Here is a 16599-nt window from a genome sequence, read left to right on the forward strand (position 1 = left end):
AATGAAAGATAATCGGGCGTATATAAGCGCGAATTGCGCTTTAAATGTTTCGGTGTCATAAATTTCACGGAAAAATTCTGTATTTAGGCCGTATAACACGGTTTGTATAGCGTATGATAATAGTTATGGCGACAGTGACGTTATCAATACCGAGGGCACGAAAGCGTGAGCGTGCCATTTCCGACTACTTCCACATGTGGGTGACGCGAGATTTCGACAAGCTTGACGCGATTTTCGCTCCGGATTGTGTCTATGAGGAAGCCAACGGGCACATCTACGAGAACCGAAACCAGATTCATCATTGGATTGAGGATGCGCTGGACCGTCAGACCGTGCTTACTTGGGAGGCCGGCTATTTCACCCATGCGCGCGGTCGCGAGGGCCAGCCTTCGATTACCGTGTTCTGGACGCTTGCCGGGCAGGAGCATGAGGGCGAGTCCTACGATTTTGACGGTGTTTCGGTCTTCGAGTTCAACAGACAGAACAAAATCAAGCGTGTCCGTGATTTCACGGCCAAGCGGCGCCGTGATTACCCTTATAGGGGTGAATAAGCGGTTGCACAAATAGCTTCAACGTCTTGGATGCTTTAAGAACGGGTCATCGTGAATAGCGATGGCTCGTTTTTTGTGTCTGGAACGGTTGAATCTACAGGAGAGTTCCGATTTGCAGGAGTCGGCAAATTTCAATCGGGTCCCGTTTCTTTGTGTCCGATGGCAGTTTGGTTACTTGCCGAAAGATCAACTTTATAGCGTATCTGACCGGATTTTGTTAGTCTTGGAAAAACGGATTTTCAAAAGTTGAGTCGAAGAGACTCAAGTTTTGTTCACTGCAGGTTAAATTCGGGAAGCCGGACCGGGAATATCGGTTGAGCATAGTGACAAGATAAAGACTTGGAGCCGCAAGGTTCCGGAGCCTCTCGTCACCGGCTGGTTCGGCTTCCGGCCGCGGGCGTCACGGCTTGCCTCCAATACTTAGGAGTATTGATTATGGCTATGTTTCCGGCTTTGATGCATGATGCGTTCTCTGATATGTTCGACGATCCGTTCTTCGCCGGTTGGGGAGACTCCAGCTCCCGCATGGGCAACCCGATTTCTTCGGCCAACATGATGAAGACCGATGTTCGCGAGACCGACAAGGCATACGACGTCTCCATCGATATGCCCGGCTTCAACAAGGACGATATCGGCCTTGAACTGCACGACGGCTATCTGACCGTCTCCGCCAAGCGCGATGAGAACCATGACGAAAAGAATGACGAAGGCAAGTGGCTGCGCCGCGAACGTTACGCCGGCACCTGCTCCCGTAGCTTCTACGTCGGCGACGAGGTCAAGGAATCCGACATCCACGCCAGCTACAAGGACGGCACGCTGAGCCTCGAAATCGCCAAGGTGCAGCCGCAACCGAAGGTCGAGGCCAAGCACCAGATCGCCATTGAAGGCTGATCTGTCGGTCTGCTGATTTTTTTAGCGGTAATGCTTTAATGGACTGAAAAGTTCATTTCGCGCCCCTTTTCATGTTCTGCGTCGGGGGAAGTTGCAGAACATGGAAAGGGGCGTCTTCTGTTTGTGTGTTTTGTCCCGTGGATCAGTCTTTCTTTCCATCGATTCTTCGATGGGTTCATGGAAATGCGATAAAGGCGACGATGGCAGTATCTCAGCATCGCGTTTGGCGCATGTGGTGTCCGGGGTGCGATAAAGACGTCGCTGGCTTTTCTTTATCGTCGCGTTTGGCTATATGATGTCCGAGATCTGGTAAAGGTGATGGTGACTCTCTCCTCAGTGTCGCGTTTACCTCACATCTGGTTTCATGAGGCCGGTGGATGATTCCGGAATGGGCTCGTTTTGTCAAAATATTGGCATGATTTTTTTCGTTGTGAGATAATGTTTGAGGTAAATAAAGAAGATTGATGGATAGAAAATCGAAAACGAGGTCTGGCATATGGGTATGCCTTTGGATTTGTATGTGATTCGACACGGGGAGTCGGAGGCGAACGTCATCGTCAAGGCGGGCGAGCGTGGCGACAATTCGCTTTTTACGCAGGACAATGTCACCGTTCCCGACCGCTCGTGGAGGCTGACGGCGACGGGACGCAAGCAGGCCTATTGCATCGGCCGTTGGCTGGTCGAGCAGCAGCAGCTTTTTGACCGCTATCTGGTGTCTCCTTACGTTCGCACGCGTGAGACTGCGGCGACCATGGCACTGCCGAAGGCCAAGTGGGAGGAGACCCGCGTGCTGCGTGAACGTTCGTGGGGTGAGATCAGCACCGTGACCCAGGACGTGTTCAAGAACAATTACGAGCGCAACTGGATGTTCAAGAAGACCGACCCGCTCTACTGGCGTCCGCCGGCCGGCGAGTCCATCGCCGACGTGGCCGAGAACCGTGCGCATAATCTGCTCACGTCACTGAACCGCCGAGCCGAGGCACAATCCGTCATCGCGGTCACCCACGGTGATTTCATGCTTTCACTGATGCTGACCCTCGAAGACCTTTCCGACGAAGAGTTCCTGCGCCGCGCCGACAGCGACAACTGGAAGATTACCAACTGCACCTGCCTGCACTATTCGCGCCGCGACCCCCATACCGGCCGCACCGACGAACGTATCCGCTACGAGCAGACAGCCCGACCGGTTTATGACAAGGACACCGGTCGTTGGACGATCAAGGTGGACCCGTGGCGCGAGTTCCAGCGTCCCCTCCTATCTAACGGTGACCTCGTAGACGTCGTCCAATCGGTAACCCCACACCTATAAGTCGTTTTTTCAACGGCAAGAATCCGTTGAGTGCTGGAGGCTGGGATATGCGATGCTCAGGCGTAAAGCTTGGCCTAACTCAAATCGAAGATTTGAGCTTCGCGCTCGATACATCGCGCTCACTTCGCCTATGGACAACACACAGTGTTGTCCACTTAACGGCTCAGCCAGTGAGGGTGCCTGAGCATTGTATATCCCAGCCTCCAGCACGTCAGTCGCTACTTTATAGAACAGGTTGTTATACTTGTGGGAGGCCCGACACACCGACGTCAAGAGGGCCGCTATAATGTCTCAAGGCGCGCGACGAAATCAAAGCCGCGCGGTGAATCCCCTATTTTCAATTAGTGGCGGAAGTATGCCCAAAAGGAGAGTCAAGGATGAGCAACATGTTCACCTGGAAACTGCATGGTGACGGCAAGACGTTGAATCCTGGAGAGGTGGTCGACCCCGACGAGAGAATGACGTGGGGCCGCACGGCCGGCATTGGTGCCCAGCACGTCATCGCGATGTTCGGCGCGACGTTCCTCGTTCCGATTCTGACGGGCTTCGATCCGTCCACGACGTTGTTCTTCACGGCGATGTCGACGGCGTTGTTCCTGTTGATCAATAAAAATGAGCTACCCAGTTATTTGGGTAGCTCATTTGGTTTTATAGCCCCGATCGTCGCGGTCACCACCGCGCACAAAGGTATCGCCGTGGCCAGCTTCGGCATCATGGTCACCGGCATGCTCTTGGCGCTGATCGGTATCCTGGTGCATTTCGCCGGCGCGAAATGGATCGACATCATCATGCCGCCGGTGGTCAACGGCGCCATCGTCGCCATCATCGGCTTCAACCTCGCCCCATCGGTCTGGAACAACTTCCAGAAAGCCCCTGACACCGCTGCGGTCACCTTGGTCGCCGTCCTGCTCATCGCTGTCCTCTTCAAGGGCCTGCTCGGCCGCCTGAACATTCTGCTTGGCGTCCTGGTCGGCTATGCCTACGCCTGTTTCCGTGGACAGGTCGACTTCGCTGCGGTCGGCAAGGCCGCGTGGATCGGCTTCCCGCACTTCCACCTGCCGCAGGTCGATTTTTCCGTGCTGCCGATGTTCATCCCGGTGGTCATGGTCTTGATTGCCGAAAACGTCGGCCACGTCAAGTCCGTGGCACAGATGACCGGCCGCGACTACGACGACCACATCGGCACCGCCCTCTTCGCCGACGGCCTGGGAACCACCATCGCCGGCTTCGGCGGCGGCTCCGGCACCACCACCTACGGCGAGAACATCGGCGTGATGGCCGCTACCCGCGTCTATTCCACCGCCGCCTACTGGTGCGCCGCCGCCTTCGCCCTGATCCTGAGCCTCTGCCCGAAGTTCGGCGCCATCATCAACACGATTCCCGCCGGCGTCTTGGGCGGCGTGACCACCCTGCTCTACGGCATGATTGGCATGGTCGGTGTGCGCATCTGGGTCGACAACCACGTCGACTTCGGCAAGCCTCTGAACAACATGACCGCCGCAGTCACGATGATTATCGGCATCGCTGACTTCGGCTTCGCCATCAGTGGGGTCAAGTTCAACGGTATCGCCATCGGCACCGTCGCGGTGCTCGTCATGTACCACGGCCTGCGCGCCATAGGCCGCGCCACCGGAGCCATCGCCAAGGACGGCACCGAGTGATGCGGCGGTAATCGTTGGCACGCCAAATGATTGGCTTGCCCTCGTAAGGCAACGATAATGCCGGGTTGACGGACATTCTGTCATCCGGCATTATTCAATCAAGAATGTCATGCGGTGCCTGACACGGCAAATAATGACATCCAGTTGATTGCTCAACTATATGTTTTAGAGTAAGAGCAAGGTGTCAAAAGGAGGTTCGTCGTGAGCACACACATTATCGTCATGGGCGTTTCAGGATGCGGGAAAACCACCGTGGCCCAAGCCCTCGCGGACGAATTCGGTTTCGAAATGGCCGAGGGAGACGATTTTCACCCTAAGGCCAACGTCGACAAGATGAGCCATGGTATACCGCTCAATGATGATGATCGCTGGCCGTGGCTTAAGACCATCAACCAGTGGATGCGCGACAAGGACGCAAGGGGTGTGTCCACTGTCGTTTCCTGTTCCGCTTTGAAACGTGCCTACCGTGACGTGTTGCGTCAAAATCTTGATGTGCTGTTCATTCATTTGGTTGGTTCCGAGGAACTGATCGGTTCAAGGATGAAGCAACGCAAGGGCCATTACATGCCGGTTTCGTTGCTTCCGAGCCAGTTCGCCGATCTTGAGCCTTTGCAGAGCGATGAAACGGGATACGACATTGATATTTCAGGAAGCCCACAGCAGGTCGAGGGACGTGCACTGGAAGTGGCCAAAAAATATATCGGTACTCATTGATAAGGCTTATTCCTTTGTGTGTAACATCACACAACGAGCCGATGCCGTTCTCGTAGATGAAGTGTTGAAGTCCTTTGCAGGGTATCGGAGTTTTTGTTCTCTGTTCTAGTGGTTTCGCGTCGCGGCTTGGATTATATCGGATTGGATAAGTCCGTTTTTTATCTGATGTTTTATCAGAAATGTCCAAGCCGTCGGAATTATAAATAGGGTTTATTGTTCAATATGTTTGATAAGGAGAAGACAATGCAACTTGGCATGATTGGTCTTGGACGTATGGGTGGCAATATGGCCAAAAGGATACGCGAGGCCGGGCACGAGGTGGTGGGCTATGACCTGAGCCCCGAATCAGGTCGCGACGTCGCGAGTCTCAAAGAGCTCGTTTCGAAGCTTGACACGCCGCGTACCATTTGGATCATGGTGCCTGCCGGCAAGGCTACAGACAGTACGCTCGACGAGTTGATGGGTCTGCTCGATTCCGGCGATATGGTGATCAACGGCGGCAATTGCAAATATACCGACGATAAGACCAACGCCGAAAAGCTGGCGAAGAACGGCATCGAATATATCGATTGCGGCGTTTCCGGCGGCGTCTGGGGTGAAGAACGCGGATATGCACTGATGGTCGGTGGCACTGACGAGGAATATCAGCGTGCGTTGCCGATTTTCGAGGCGCTGAAGCCGGAAGGCAAGGATGGCTTGGTGCATGCCGGGCCCGTGGGCGGTGGTCATTTCGCCAAGATGGTGCACAATGGCATCGAATACGGCATGATGCAAGCATTCGGAGAAGGTTTCGCGACGATGGAACGCAGCGAATACATTGACGATCCTGCCAATGTCATGGCTTCCTGGCGTGCAGGCAGTGTCGTCGATTCGTGGTTGCTTGATTTGTTGGTGCGTGCCATGAAAAACGACCCGGATCTCAAAGCCATGCCGCCGGTGGCCGATGAGACCGGCGAAGCGAAATGGACGATCGAGGCCGCGGCCGAACTCGGCGTGCCGACCCCGGCAATCAGTGCCGGCCTTTACACTCGTCAGGCTTCGCGTGGCGGCGCCGATGACATCCTGCGTGTGGTCACCGCGATGCGCAACCAGTTTGGTGGGCATATCACCAAAGCCTGAGCAGAATGTTTGAGCGCAGGCTAAGCGCAAAACGTCATTAATATTGTGGGGCTCTGTCCGTTGAGGGCAAAGCCCCACAAATGTAATCGGTCTCAGGCGGTTTGGTGGGAGCGGCGAATCAAACTATCGATGACGCCGATAACAATGCCTGCGGCTGCGGGGATAAGCCATGTCAGCTGCGTGCTATAGAGCGGCAATTGAGCCAATGCGTTGCTTACCGTTGTCAGGGAAAGGCCGAAAACGGCGAGCAATTTGACGATGCAGTCGAAAATCGTGTAAACCGCGACCAGCAGCACCGTCCAGAAATAAACGCGCGGGAACTTGGACGAGAACGGCTTTTGAACAAGATTGAGCAGCACCAGTACGATGGCGATGGGGTAAAGTGCGCCGAGCACCGGCAGCGAGACGGTGATGATGGCGCTTAGGCCGGCGTTCGAAACGATGAAGCTGAAGACGGCGAAGAAGACGCTCCAGGCACGATACTTCACGGGATGGCCGAAAACAGTGGGGAAGGTGTTTTCGAAATAGGTCGCGCAGGTCGAGATGAGACCGGTGCAGACGTTGAAGCAGGCGAGCACGAAGATGAGGCCGACGAAGGCGGTGCCGATGGAGCCGAAGGCCGAGGTGGTGAGGTTGGTGAGCACGGTGGCACCAGTGTCGTTCTTACCATTGGCGGTTTTGATGGACCCGCTCACCGCGCCGATGAAGGAGAGTGCGGCATAGATGATGATAAGCAGAATGCCTGCGCCGGTACCTGCGATGCCGGTTTCGCGCCGGTTCGCTTTGGTATCGGTGACGCCGAACTCCGAAATGTTGGCGGAAATGACGATGCCGAAGTACAGCGCGGCCAGAAGATCCATGGTCTGATAGCCGTTGATGAACCCGTAGACCAGCGAACCGTGCGCATACTCTCCGAACGGCTTGCCGAGCGGTGCGTGGCTGATGAAGATGCAGGCGACGAACATGACCGCGATAAGCACGAGCAGCAGCGGGCCCATGAAACGTCCCAGCGATTTCGAAAGCTTTTCGGGGTGTTGGCTCAGGATGAATGACAACGTGAAGAAGACCAGCGAATAAATCAGCAATGCCACGCGGTTGTTTTCGCCGGCGAACGGGGTGATGGCCATTTCGTAGGAGGTCGTGGCCGTGCGGGGGATGGCGAAGCAGGGGCCGATGGCCATGATGATCACAAAGGCCAAAACTGCGGCGAATTTAGGAGAGACTCGTGAGGCCAGATGTTCGAAGCCGCCTGCGGAGGCGACGGCCAGCACGCCGAGAATCGGCAATCCCACAGCCGAAACGATGAAGCCGATGGTGGCAGGCAGTGTTGCGGATTGCGCTTGTGCGCCCATCAGCGGCGGGAAAATAAGGTTGCCGGCGCCAAAGAACATGGAGAAGAAGGTAAACGCTATGACCAGCCGGTGTTTGCCGGAAAGTTTCATCGATTTTGGTTCTTTGGACTTTTGCTGAGAACTGTCGCTGGCTTTTGGCTCGACGGGTTCGCTCGTTGTTTGGGACATGCTGACTCCTGAGTATTTTATATTGCAAAAAATCATCGCATGATGTACGCTGATGACGCTCACTATATAACAAGGACCGGCTGAGTATGTTATATGGTGTTCTTGAGATGATTGCCGAATATTCTCGGTTTATTTGCGTAATACGTCTGAGTCGTCTACGTTATCGTGCTGCATCGTTGAAAACAGGATACGTTCAATTCGATTTTTCGCGGGGCCGCCTTGTATGTGGTATTGGCACTATTGGTTTTGGTTTGATTGCGCAGACACGGCGTTGCGTATTGTATTTAGATGATAAATATTATTGTATAGATGTATACTTCGCTCAAAGGTGACGGGCGACACCTTTCGGTACGATTGGGGCATGTCCTTCTTTGACTTTTTCGGCGGGTTCCCGGACCCGCGCAATGGTTCCAACCGTAACCGTCAGCAAGACGATGACGGCGACCCTACGATTCTGCATATTCACACCGACGGGGACGACGATGCGCACACCGGCAACAAGCATCCAAATTTCTCGGCGAGTGATTTCTGGCCGCCGCGGGGAGGCAATCCGCGTCTGACGCGACGTCCGAACAACGAGCCGAAAGGCCAGGGCACGTCCAAGGGGACGAAGGTCTTCATCGGCGTGGTCGTGGTCGTGGTGCTGATTCTGGCCCTGCTGTTCGGGCTTGACCATTTCGTCACCGATCTGATGTGGTTCGGGCAGCTCGGCTTCCAGTCGGTGGTGTGGACGCAGCTTTGGACGAAGGTCGGGCTGTGGGTCGCGTTCGCGGTTTTGATGGCGCTGGTCAGCTACTTTGCCGCTACCATGGCCATACGCAAGCGTCCGGATTTCGCCGATGGCTCCACTATCCGTGTCAAAGGCGATGTCGTCGAGATCGGCAAGTCGGTGAGCTCCAAGACGGCCAGGCGCGTGGCTGTCGTTGTCTCGTTGATTGTCGGTCTGATTTTTGGTGCGCAGTTCAACTCGAACTGGTCCGAAGTCCTTTTGATGTTCCACGCACAGCCGTTCGGCGTCACCGACCCGCAGTTCGGCATCGACAACGGCTTCTATGTCTTTATTCTTCCCGGCGTGAACCTCATGCTTTCAGCGCTGAGAATGCTGCTCTTCTTCGGCCTGCTCTTCTCGATAGTCACGCATTTCGCCATGGGTGGCATCCGCATCACCATGCCGGTCAACGGCCATGGCATCATGACGATGACCAAATACGCGCGTCGCCAGATCAGCGTCTGGTTCATCCTCAACATGCTCGCTTGGTCCGTTCGTCAGGTCATCGGCGTTTTCAATACGCTGACCCAGGTAGGCAACCGCTTCACCGGCGCCAACTACACCACAGTGCATGCCAACGTTCCGGTGACGTTCATTCTTGCCGGTCTGACGGCGATTCTTGGCCTTTTGCTTGGTATTTGGCTCATGCGTTCGCATTCCTTCGACGGACCTGCTTCGCCTGATGTCCGTGTGGTGGCTGCCGTGAAGGCTTGGCGTGTGCCGATGATCGCCATCGCCGCCGTTGTGGTCGTGGCCATCGTGCTCGGCATGCTCTGGCCGATGCTTCTGCAGCGTTTCAAGGTCAGCCCGAACGAGCAGGAGATGGAATCGTCCTATATCGCCCGCAATATCAAGGCTACGCAGCAGGCTTATGGTCTCGACAAGGTCAAGGTCGGCGGCTACAACGCCACCACCCACGGCCAGTCCGGTGCTTTGGCCAGCGACCCCGAGACCACCGCGCAGATTCGCTTGCTCGACCCGGAGGTCATCTCGCCGACGTTCAAGCAGCTGCAGCAGTCCAAACAGTATTACATGTTCGCCGATTCGTTGGCGGTCGATAAGTACGATATCGATGGCAAGAGCCAGGACACCGTTATCGCAGCCCGCGAGCTCAATGTCAATGGCAACGACAACCGCAACTGGGTCAACGACCACACGGTCTTCACACATGGCTATGGCGTTGTCGCCGCTTACGGCAACAAGGTGACCAGCGATGGCAATCCCGAGTTCTTCGAATCCGGCATTCCCACCCAGGGCAAGCTGACGAAGTCGCAGCACTATGAGCCGCGCATCTACTTCTCGCCGAACTCGCCGGAATACTCCATCGTTGGTTCGCCGAAGGGCACCGCGCCGTGGGAGTTCGATTACCCGAAGGGTTCCACCGGTGCCTCCAACACCTTTGAAGGCAACGGCGGGCCGAAGGTCGACAATATGCTGACCCGTCTGCTCTATGCCATCCGATTCGGCAGTGACCAGATCTTCTTCTCAGACCGCGTCACACCGGACTCGCAGATTCTTTACGATCGCAGCCCGCGTGACCGTGTGGCCAAGGTTGCGCCATATCTGACGCTCGACGGACGTGTTTATCCGGCTGTGGTCAATGGACGTGTGAAATGGATCGTCGACGGCTATACGACTTCGGCTGCCTATCCGTATTCGCAGATGACCGATCTCGGCGTGGCCACGCAGGATTCGACCACAATCACTTCCAAGACGGTGCAGGGGCTCAATTCGCAGCCTGCCAACTACATCCGCAACTCGGTGAAGGCCACGGTCGACGCCTACGACGGTTCGGTCGATCTCTATACTTGGGACACTAAGGATCCGGTCATCAAGGCGTGGCAGAAGATCTTCCCGGGTCAATACCATCCGATTTCGGATATCTCCGGCCAGCTGATGAGCCATCTGCGCTACCCCGAAAGCCTCTTCAAGGTCCAGCGCCAGCTCTTAAGCAAGTACCATGTCACCAGCCCCGGCCAGTTCTTCTCGGGCGAGGACTTCTGGCAGACCCCTGTCGACCCAACCGAGGCCAAGGATGCACAGCAACGCGACGTACTGCAGCCGCCGTACTATCTGACTCTGAAGACAGGCGGTTCCAAGCGGCCGCTCTTCTCGTTGACTTCCACCTATATTCCGGCGGGCAGCTCTACACGTGAGATTTTGACCGGATTCCTCTCCGTCGATTCCGACGCAGGAGATACCAAGGGCAAGATAGGGCCGAATTACGGCACCATACGATTGCAGGAGTTGCCGAAGGATGCCAACGTGCCCGGTCCCGGCCAGGCACAGAACAACTTCAATTCGAACGCCGATGTCTCCAAGGAACTCAACCTTTTGGGAACCGGCTCCACCAAGGTGGTGCGTGGCAACCTCCTGACGCTGCCTTTGGGCGGCGGGCTGGTGTATGTCGAGCCCGTTTACGTCCAGTCCAGCGGCGCTACCAGCTTCCCGCTCTTGAAGAAGGTCTTGGTGGCCTTCGGCGATCAGGTCGGTTTCGCCGACACCTTGGATGAAGCGCTCGATCAGGTCTTCGGCGGCGATTCCGGCGCTTCGGCGGGCGATGCCGAGAACAAGGGCGGGGCCGCAGCCAGTGGTTCGTCTTCAACCGACAATTCCGCTGCTCAAGGCGACAATTCCGACAAGACCAATGGCAAGAACGGCAATGCCGGCACCTCGGGATCTTCTGGAGCGGCTGCGAGCAATCCTGACCTGAAGGATGCCTTGAGCAAGGCGGGCCAAGCTATGAAGAACTCCGACGCCGCCATGAAGAAGGGCGACTGGACGGCCTATGGCAAGGCCCAGCAGGAGCTCAACGACCAGCTGAACCGCGCCCTGCAGTTGGAAGGCCAACAACAGTAATCGGCAGTCGACGATAACGGCGTTATACGAACGATGGCATTTCATGTATTGTTCATATAACGCCGTTACCATATTCAGATGATATGGTTTTCGGCTGCGTTTGAACGTTTCGGACGATTCTGAATGATACCGTTTTCAGATAAATCTGAACGGTGTGTTCCCGGACAGGTCTGGATTGCATATTTTTGATAACGGTAAACGGATTTAGAGAGAGGAAGCCATGATTCGAGTGGCGTTGGACAGTGATTTGCAAGCAATCACCGACATCTACAACGAGGCTGTCGTCGCCGGCGGGTCCACGGCCGACCTGACCCCGCGTACCCTCGAACAGCGCCGCGAATGGGTTGCCGAGCATGAGCCGCGTCATGATTTTCCCGTGGTTGTCATGGAAGATGAAAGTGGGAAAGTGGTCGGTTTCGGTTCCCTGTCGCGGTTCCACCCGCGGGCCGGCTACGACGGCGTGGTGGAACTGAGCTATTACATCGCTTCTGCCGCGCAGCATCAAGGCTACGGCACCCAGATGGTCTCTTGGTTACTCAACAAAGCGCGGGAACTCGGCAATCGTAAGGCCATCGGACTGATTTTCGCCAGCAACGCCGGTTCCATCGCCCTGATGCATCATTTCGGTTTCACCCGTTACGGTTTCCTGCCGCAGGCTTGCTGGAACGGCCACGGCTATCTCGATATGTCTTACTGGTACCTCAATTTGTGATATCTGCGGATCGATGAATTGTCACTTGCCGGGTTCGTCGTAAGGCGTAGTCAAGCGTCGGTTGGAATCGGTATGATGGGTATCAGATAACCGCATTTCGGGGTGTTTTGCCATGCCTGGACGCGGGCGGTTTACATTGAACAGACCTGATATATAGCTTGTATATCGCCGACAAGAAGGAATGAAGCGAGAGATGGCATCACAATTCTGGCTGATCGCAGGACTCGGTAACCCCGGCAAGAAGTACGAGGGCACCCGCCACAATATGGGCTTCATGGTCGCCGATGTGCTGGCGGAGCGTTGGTCGGTGAGCTTCAGCGACCACAAGGGATTGGCCGATCTGGGCAAGGGCGTGATGAATCTCAGCGGCAAGAGCATGAAGTTCTTTTTGGCCAAGCCGTTGACCTATATGAATGATTCCGGCGACGCCGTCTCGTCGATCTCGGAGTATTACGACATCGACCCGAGTCGCGTCATTGCCATCCACGACGATATGGATCTGGATTTCGGACGGATCAAGGTCAAGGCCGGCGGTTCCGCAGGCGGACACAACGGGATCCGCTCCATCGACAAATCGTTGGGTACCAACAAGTATTCGCGCGTCCGCATGGGCACCGGCCACGCCGCACGCGGCCCGCACGCCCACGAGAACACGGTCAACTGGGTGTTGGGCGGGTTCTCCGCAGCCCAGCGCAAGGAACTTCCCGAATTTCTCGCCGACGGTGCCGATGCGGTGGAAACCATCATGTTCGAAGGTCTGAGCGAGGCGCAGGAGCGTTTCAATGGCCGCTGAAGCGAGGGGTCGTTCCGCCAAGGCATCAAAGCAGGCAAAGAAGGATAAAACAGAAACGTCTACATCAAAACCAGAAACCAAACCGGTAAAGGAATCGGGCCAAGACTCGAAGCAAGAGCCGCAATTGCAGGATATGTCCGGTTCGCTTGCCGGGTTTCTGCCACGTCTTGACGATGACGGAGCGTTTCGCGACCTATTGGCCGGCGAGATCGAAGCGCCGGAAGGTGCCGCCGATCAGGCGTTGACCGTTGGTACGCCCGAAGGCATCCGGCCGGCGCTAGCCGCCGCACGTGCGCAGTATTCTTCCGTGGTGATGGTGGTGTCTTCTAGCCGCGAAGCCGAGGAAACCGTCAACTCGATACGCTCGTGGTACGGGGGAGACCCGGGCGAAGTTAGCCAGCTTGAGGCTTGGGAGACCCTGCCACACGAACGGCTTTCGCCACGTGCCGACACGGTGGCCAGCCGCATGGCCGTCTTCCGCAGGCTTTGCCATCCTCAAGAGCACAGCGAGATGTTCGGCCCGATTCGCATTCTCGTGATGCCGGTGCGTTCGCTGATTCAGCCGGTGGTGGCCGGTTTGGGCGACGTGGAACCGTTGGTGTTCAAGGTTGGCAGCGAGATTCCGCTGGACGAGGTTTCTGCACGATTGGTCGAGAATGCTTATACGCGCGTCGATCTAGTGGTCAATCGCGGCGAGTTCGCTGTGCGTGGTGGCATTGTCGATGTCTTTCCACCGACTTTGCCGCACCCGGTGCGTATCGAATTCTTCGGCGACGAGATCGACACCATCAAGGAATTCCATGCTTCCGATCAGCGCACCTACGGTGACAATATTGAGACCATTTGGGCCACGCCCTGCCGTGAGCTGCAGCTGACCGACAAAGTGCGCGCCCGCGCCAAATCGTTGATTGGCCGGATTCCCAACGCCGACGATATGCTGCAATCCATCGCTGACTCCATTCCCGTGGAGGGCATGGAATCGCTGATTCCCGCGCTGATTGACGATATGCAGCCGGTGGCCACGATGCTGCCCCGCGACGCGGTCATCATGCTTTCCGACCCCGAGAAGTTGCGTCGCGCCGCCGCCGACCTTGCCAAAACCGCCAATGAGTTCCTCGCTGCGAGCTGGCACGTGGCTGCCAGCGGCCACGGTGCCGGTGCGCCCATCAGCTTTGATCAGGCGAGCTTCCTTGATTTCGATGAGACCATTCGTTCGCTGGAATTCTCCAACCATGACGTGTGGAGGCTCACGAGTTTCGGCGTCGACAAGACGATGTCTGGTCATGTCCAGCTTGATGCGAAGGTTCCCGAGGAATATCGTGGCGACGAAAAGCGAGCCACCACAGGTGTTGAAGGGCTGATAGACGACGGCTTTGAAGTGACCATCACGGCCGCTGCCAATGGCACGCTGTCAAGGCTCAAGCGTGCGCTCGGCCAGACCGGCGTGACGCGTTTCGACACCGTGCGTTCGCAGGCCATGGATGGTTTCATCGATGCCGCCGCCAAATTCGCCCTCCTCACCGAACGCGACCTGACTGGCAAGACCAGCGCTGTCGCCCAACAGAAGACCTCACACCGCCGTCACAAGGCCATCGACCTGATGGAGCTGAAGGCCGGAGATTACATCGTCCACGAGCAGCACGGTATCGGCCAATTCGTTGAGATGCGCCAGCGCACCACCGGTGTCGGCGCCAACCGTGCCACCCGCGAATATCTGGTTATCGAATACGCCCCGTCCAAGCGCAACGCGCCGCCGGACAAGCTTTTCATCCCCACCGACCAGCTCGATCAGGTCTCCAAATACATCGGTGCCGACAAGCCCAAGCTCAACAAACTCGGCGGTTCCGACTGGGCCCAGACCAAGGCCAAGGCCCGCAAACACGTCCACGAGATTGCCGACGACTTGGTCAAGCTCTATTCCGCCCGCCAGCAGGCCAAAGGCTTCGCGTTCAGCCCCGACACCCCGTGGCAAAAGGAACTCGAGGACGCCTTCCCGTATCAGGAGACGGCCGACCAGCTCACCACCATCGACGAGGTCAAGGCCGACATGGAAAAGCCTGTGCCGATGGACCGCTTGATCTGCGGCGACGTCGGCTTCGGCAAAACCGAAATCGCGGTGCGTGCCGCGTTCAAGGCCGTGCAGGACGGCAAGCAAGTCGCCATCCTCGCCCCGACCACGCTTCTGGTGCAGCAGCATTACGAGACGTTCACCGAACGTTATGAAGGGTTCCCTGTCCATGTGGCTGCAATGAGCCGGTTCCAGACCAAAAAAGAGATTGACGAGACGCTCAAGGGCTTGGAATCCGGGTTTGTTGATGTCGTCATCGGCACCCATAAGCTGCTGAACCCGAAAATCAAATTCAAGGATCTGGGGCTTCTCATCATCGACGAGGAACAGCGTTTCGGTGTCGAACATAAGGAGACGCTGAAGGCGCTGCGCACCAACATCGATGTGCTTTCGCTTTCTGCTACACCGATTCCCAGAACGCTGGAAATGGCCGTCACCGGCATTCGTGAGATGTCGACGCTCGCGACCCCTCCTGAAGACCGTCTTCCAGTGCTCACCTACGTTGGTGCCTACGAGGATGCGCAGGTCACCGCCGCGATCCGACGTGAGCTTCTGCGCGGAGGCCAGGTCTTCTACGTGCATAACCGCGTCAATGACATTGACAAGACAGCCGCGAAAATCCACGAATTGGTGCCCGAGGCGAAAATCGGCATCGCGCACGGCAAGATGGGGGAGAAGCAGCTCGACAACATCATCCAGGACTTCTGGCACCGTGACATCGATGTGCTTGTTTGTACTACAATCATCGAAACTGGCCTCGATATCACCAATGCCAACACGCTGATCGTCGACCATGCCGACCGTTTCGGCTTGAGCCAGCTCCACCAGCTACGTGGCCGTGTGGGCCGCGGCCGCGAACGCGCTTACGCCTACTTCCTTTACGACCCAAGCAAGCCCATGACCCAGCAGTCGCACGACCGTTTGGCCACCATCGCCCAGAACACGGCGCTGGGAAGCGGATTCGACGTGGCGATGAAGGATCTCGAACTGCGCGGCACCGGCAACCTCCTGGGCGGCGAGCAGAGCGGTCACATCGAGGGCGTCGGCTTCGACCTGTACGTGCGTATGGTCTCCGATGCCGTCGAAAAGTACAAGGAGCCCGAGCGCAAGGAATCCGTCGCCGTCACCATCGACCTGCCCATCGAGGCTTCAATTCCGGTCGATTACATCGATTCGGACAAGCTGCGTCTTGAGGCCTATCGAAAGCTGGCCAGTGCGCGCACCGAGCAGGATCTCACAGAACTGCGAGAGGAATTGACCGATCGTTACGGCTCGCTGCCCGAGGAATTTGACACGCTCTTTGACGTCGCCAGACTGCGTAGTAAGGCCCGTGCACTTGGCATTTCCGAGATCGTGACGCAAGGCAACCGCGTGCGCATCGCCAAGATTGACCCGCCTGAATCCCTGCAAATGCGACTTTCTCGGATTTATAAGGGTACACAATACCGTCCGGTGGCTCATACGCTCTTGATTCCCGCGCCGTTCGGTGGCTCGATGGGCAGCAAACCCATGACCAGCCCCGAGGTGATGGGCTGGGCCGACCAGCTGCTCGAAGACCTCGCGTGGACAGGCAAACCCAAGCAGAGCTGAGCGAGGTATGGAGATTCACAATGGGGTTTGAAACCGGAAAGGC

11 protein-coding genes are annotated in these 16599 nt (G+C 56.6%); 10 read left to right on the forward strand and 1 reads right to left on the reverse strand.

Translation table 11 applies throughout. From position 1 onward, the window contains the following. Nucleotides 1-125: 125 nt before the first annotated feature. The 6 genes from OZX67_RS03665 to gnd all read left to right on the forward strand — a co-directional run bounded on the left by OZX67_RS03665 (nucleotide 126) and on the right by gnd (nucleotide 6245). The gene (locus OZX67_RS03665; RefSeq protein WP_277144288.1) at nucleotides 126-551 is read left to right on the forward strand and encodes a nuclear transport factor 2 family protein; all 426 of its coding nucleotides are present in this window, start codon (nucleotides 126-128) and stop codon (nucleotides 549-551) included. A 435-nt stretch (nucleotides 552-986) separates the two neighbouring features. Next, nucleotides 987-1442, forward strand: a complete 456-nt coding sequence (locus tag OZX67_RS03670; RefSeq protein WP_277144289.1) for an Hsp20/alpha crystallin family protein — start codon at nucleotides 987-989, stop codon at nucleotides 1440-1442. 496 nt (nucleotides 1443-1938) lie between these two features. Continuing rightward, nucleotides 1939-2751: a histidine phosphatase family protein gene (locus OZX67_RS03675; protein WP_277144291.1), complete on the forward strand. Its 813-nt coding sequence runs from the start codon at nucleotides 1939-1941 to the stop codon at nucleotides 2749-2751. A 377-nt stretch (nucleotides 2752-3128) separates the two neighbouring features. Continuing rightward, a complete protein-coding gene (locus OZX67_RS03680; protein WP_277144294.1) occupies nucleotides 3129-4412 on the forward strand; it encodes a solute carrier family 23 protein in 1284 nt (427 codons plus the stop codon). A gap of 201 nt (nucleotides 4413-4613) precedes the next feature. Further along, complete coding sequence (locus OZX67_RS03685) at nucleotides 4614-5126, forward strand: gluconokinase (RefSeq protein WP_277144296.1); 513 nt, start codon at nucleotides 4614-4616, stop codon at nucleotides 5124-5126. 243 nt (nucleotides 5127-5369) lie between these two features. Further along, the gene (gnd, locus tag OZX67_RS03690) at nucleotides 5370-6245 is read left to right on the forward strand and encodes a phosphogluconate dehydrogenase (NAD(+)-dependent, decarboxylating) (protein WP_277144298.1); all 876 of its coding nucleotides are present in this window, start codon (nucleotides 5370-5372) and stop codon (nucleotides 6243-6245) included. Between the two features lie 92 nt (nucleotides 6246-6337). Here the strand turns inward: gnd and brnQ are convergent, their stop codons facing one another. Then, the gene (brnQ, locus tag OZX67_RS03695; protein WP_277144900.1) at nucleotides 6338-7687 is read right to left on the reverse strand and encodes a branched-chain amino acid transport system II carrier protein; all 1350 of its coding nucleotides are present in this window, start codon (nucleotides 7685-7687) and stop codon (nucleotides 6338-6340) included. Between the two features lie 439 nt (nucleotides 7688-8126). Here brnQ and OZX67_RS03700 point away from each other — a divergent pair, with 439 nt between their 5' ends. From OZX67_RS03700 to mfd, 4 genes are all read left to right on the forward strand, one after another. Continuing rightward, a complete protein-coding gene (locus OZX67_RS03700) occupies nucleotides 8127-11393 on the forward strand; it encodes a UPF0182 family protein (RefSeq protein WP_277144301.1) in 3267 nt (1088 codons plus the stop codon). A gap of 220 nt (nucleotides 11394-11613) precedes the next feature. Then, nucleotides 11614-12105, forward strand: a complete 492-nt coding sequence (locus OZX67_RS03705; RefSeq protein WP_277144303.1) for a GNAT family N-acetyltransferase — start codon at nucleotides 11614-11616, stop codon at nucleotides 12103-12105. A gap of 193 nt (nucleotides 12106-12298) precedes the next feature. Continuing rightward, entirely contained in the window at nucleotides 12299-12898 is a 600-nt protein-coding gene (gene pth, locus OZX67_RS03710; RefSeq protein WP_277144305.1) for an aminoacyl-tRNA hydrolase, read from the forward strand. Nucleotides 12899-13031: 133 nt separating this feature from the next. Continuing rightward, nucleotides 13032-16556: a transcription-repair coupling factor gene (mfd, locus tag OZX67_RS03715; protein WP_277144903.1), complete on the forward strand. Its 3525-nt coding sequence runs from the start codon at nucleotides 13032-13034 to the stop codon at nucleotides 16554-16556. Nucleotides 16557-16599 lie beyond the last annotated feature (43 nt).

The sequence above is a fragment of the Bifidobacterium sp. ESL0728 genome (assembly GCF_029392015.1).
Classification (GTDB): Bacteria; Actinomycetota; Actinomycetes; order Actinomycetales; family Bifidobacteriaceae; genus Bifidobacterium.

What these genes read in the sequence shown, in the direction of transcription:
- gnd (WP_277144298.1), top strand. Translation starts at nt 5,370, where the DNA reads ATGCAACTTGGCATGATTGGTCTTGGACGTATGGGTGGCAATATGGCC.
- pth (WP_277144305.1), top strand. Translation starts at nt 12,299, where the DNA reads ATGGCATCACAATTCTGGCTGATCGCAGGACTCGGTAACCCCGGCAAG.
- OZX67_RS03675 (WP_277144291.1), top strand. Translation starts at nt 1,939, where the DNA reads ATGGGTATGCCTTTGGATTTGTATGTGATTCGACACGGGGAGTCGGAG.
- brnQ (WP_277144900.1), bottom strand. Translation starts at nt 7,687, where the DNA reads ATGAAACTTTCCGGCAAACACCGGCTGGTCATAGCGTTTACCTTCTTC.
- OZX67_RS03700 (WP_277144301.1), top strand. Translation starts at nt 8,127, where the DNA reads ATGTCCTTCTTTGACTTTTTCGGCGGGTTCCCGGACCCGCGCAATGGT.
- OZX67_RS03665 (WP_277144288.1), top strand. Translation starts at nt 126, where the DNA reads ATGGCGACAGTGACGTTATCAATACCGAGGGCACGAAAGCGTGAGCGT.
- mfd (WP_277144903.1), top strand. Translation starts at nt 13,032, where the DNA reads ATGTCCGGTTCGCTTGCCGGGTTTCTGCCACGTCTTGACGATGACGGA.
- OZX67_RS03670 (WP_277144289.1), top strand. Translation starts at nt 987, where the DNA reads ATGGCTATGTTTCCGGCTTTGATGCATGATGCGTTCTCTGATATGTTC.
- OZX67_RS03705 (WP_277144303.1), top strand. Translation starts at nt 11,614, where the DNA reads ATGATTCGAGTGGCGTTGGACAGTGATTTGCAAGCAATCACCGACATC.
- OZX67_RS03680 (WP_277144294.1), top strand. Translation starts at nt 3,129, where the DNA reads ATGAGCAACATGTTCACCTGGAAACTGCATGGTGACGGCAAGACGTTG.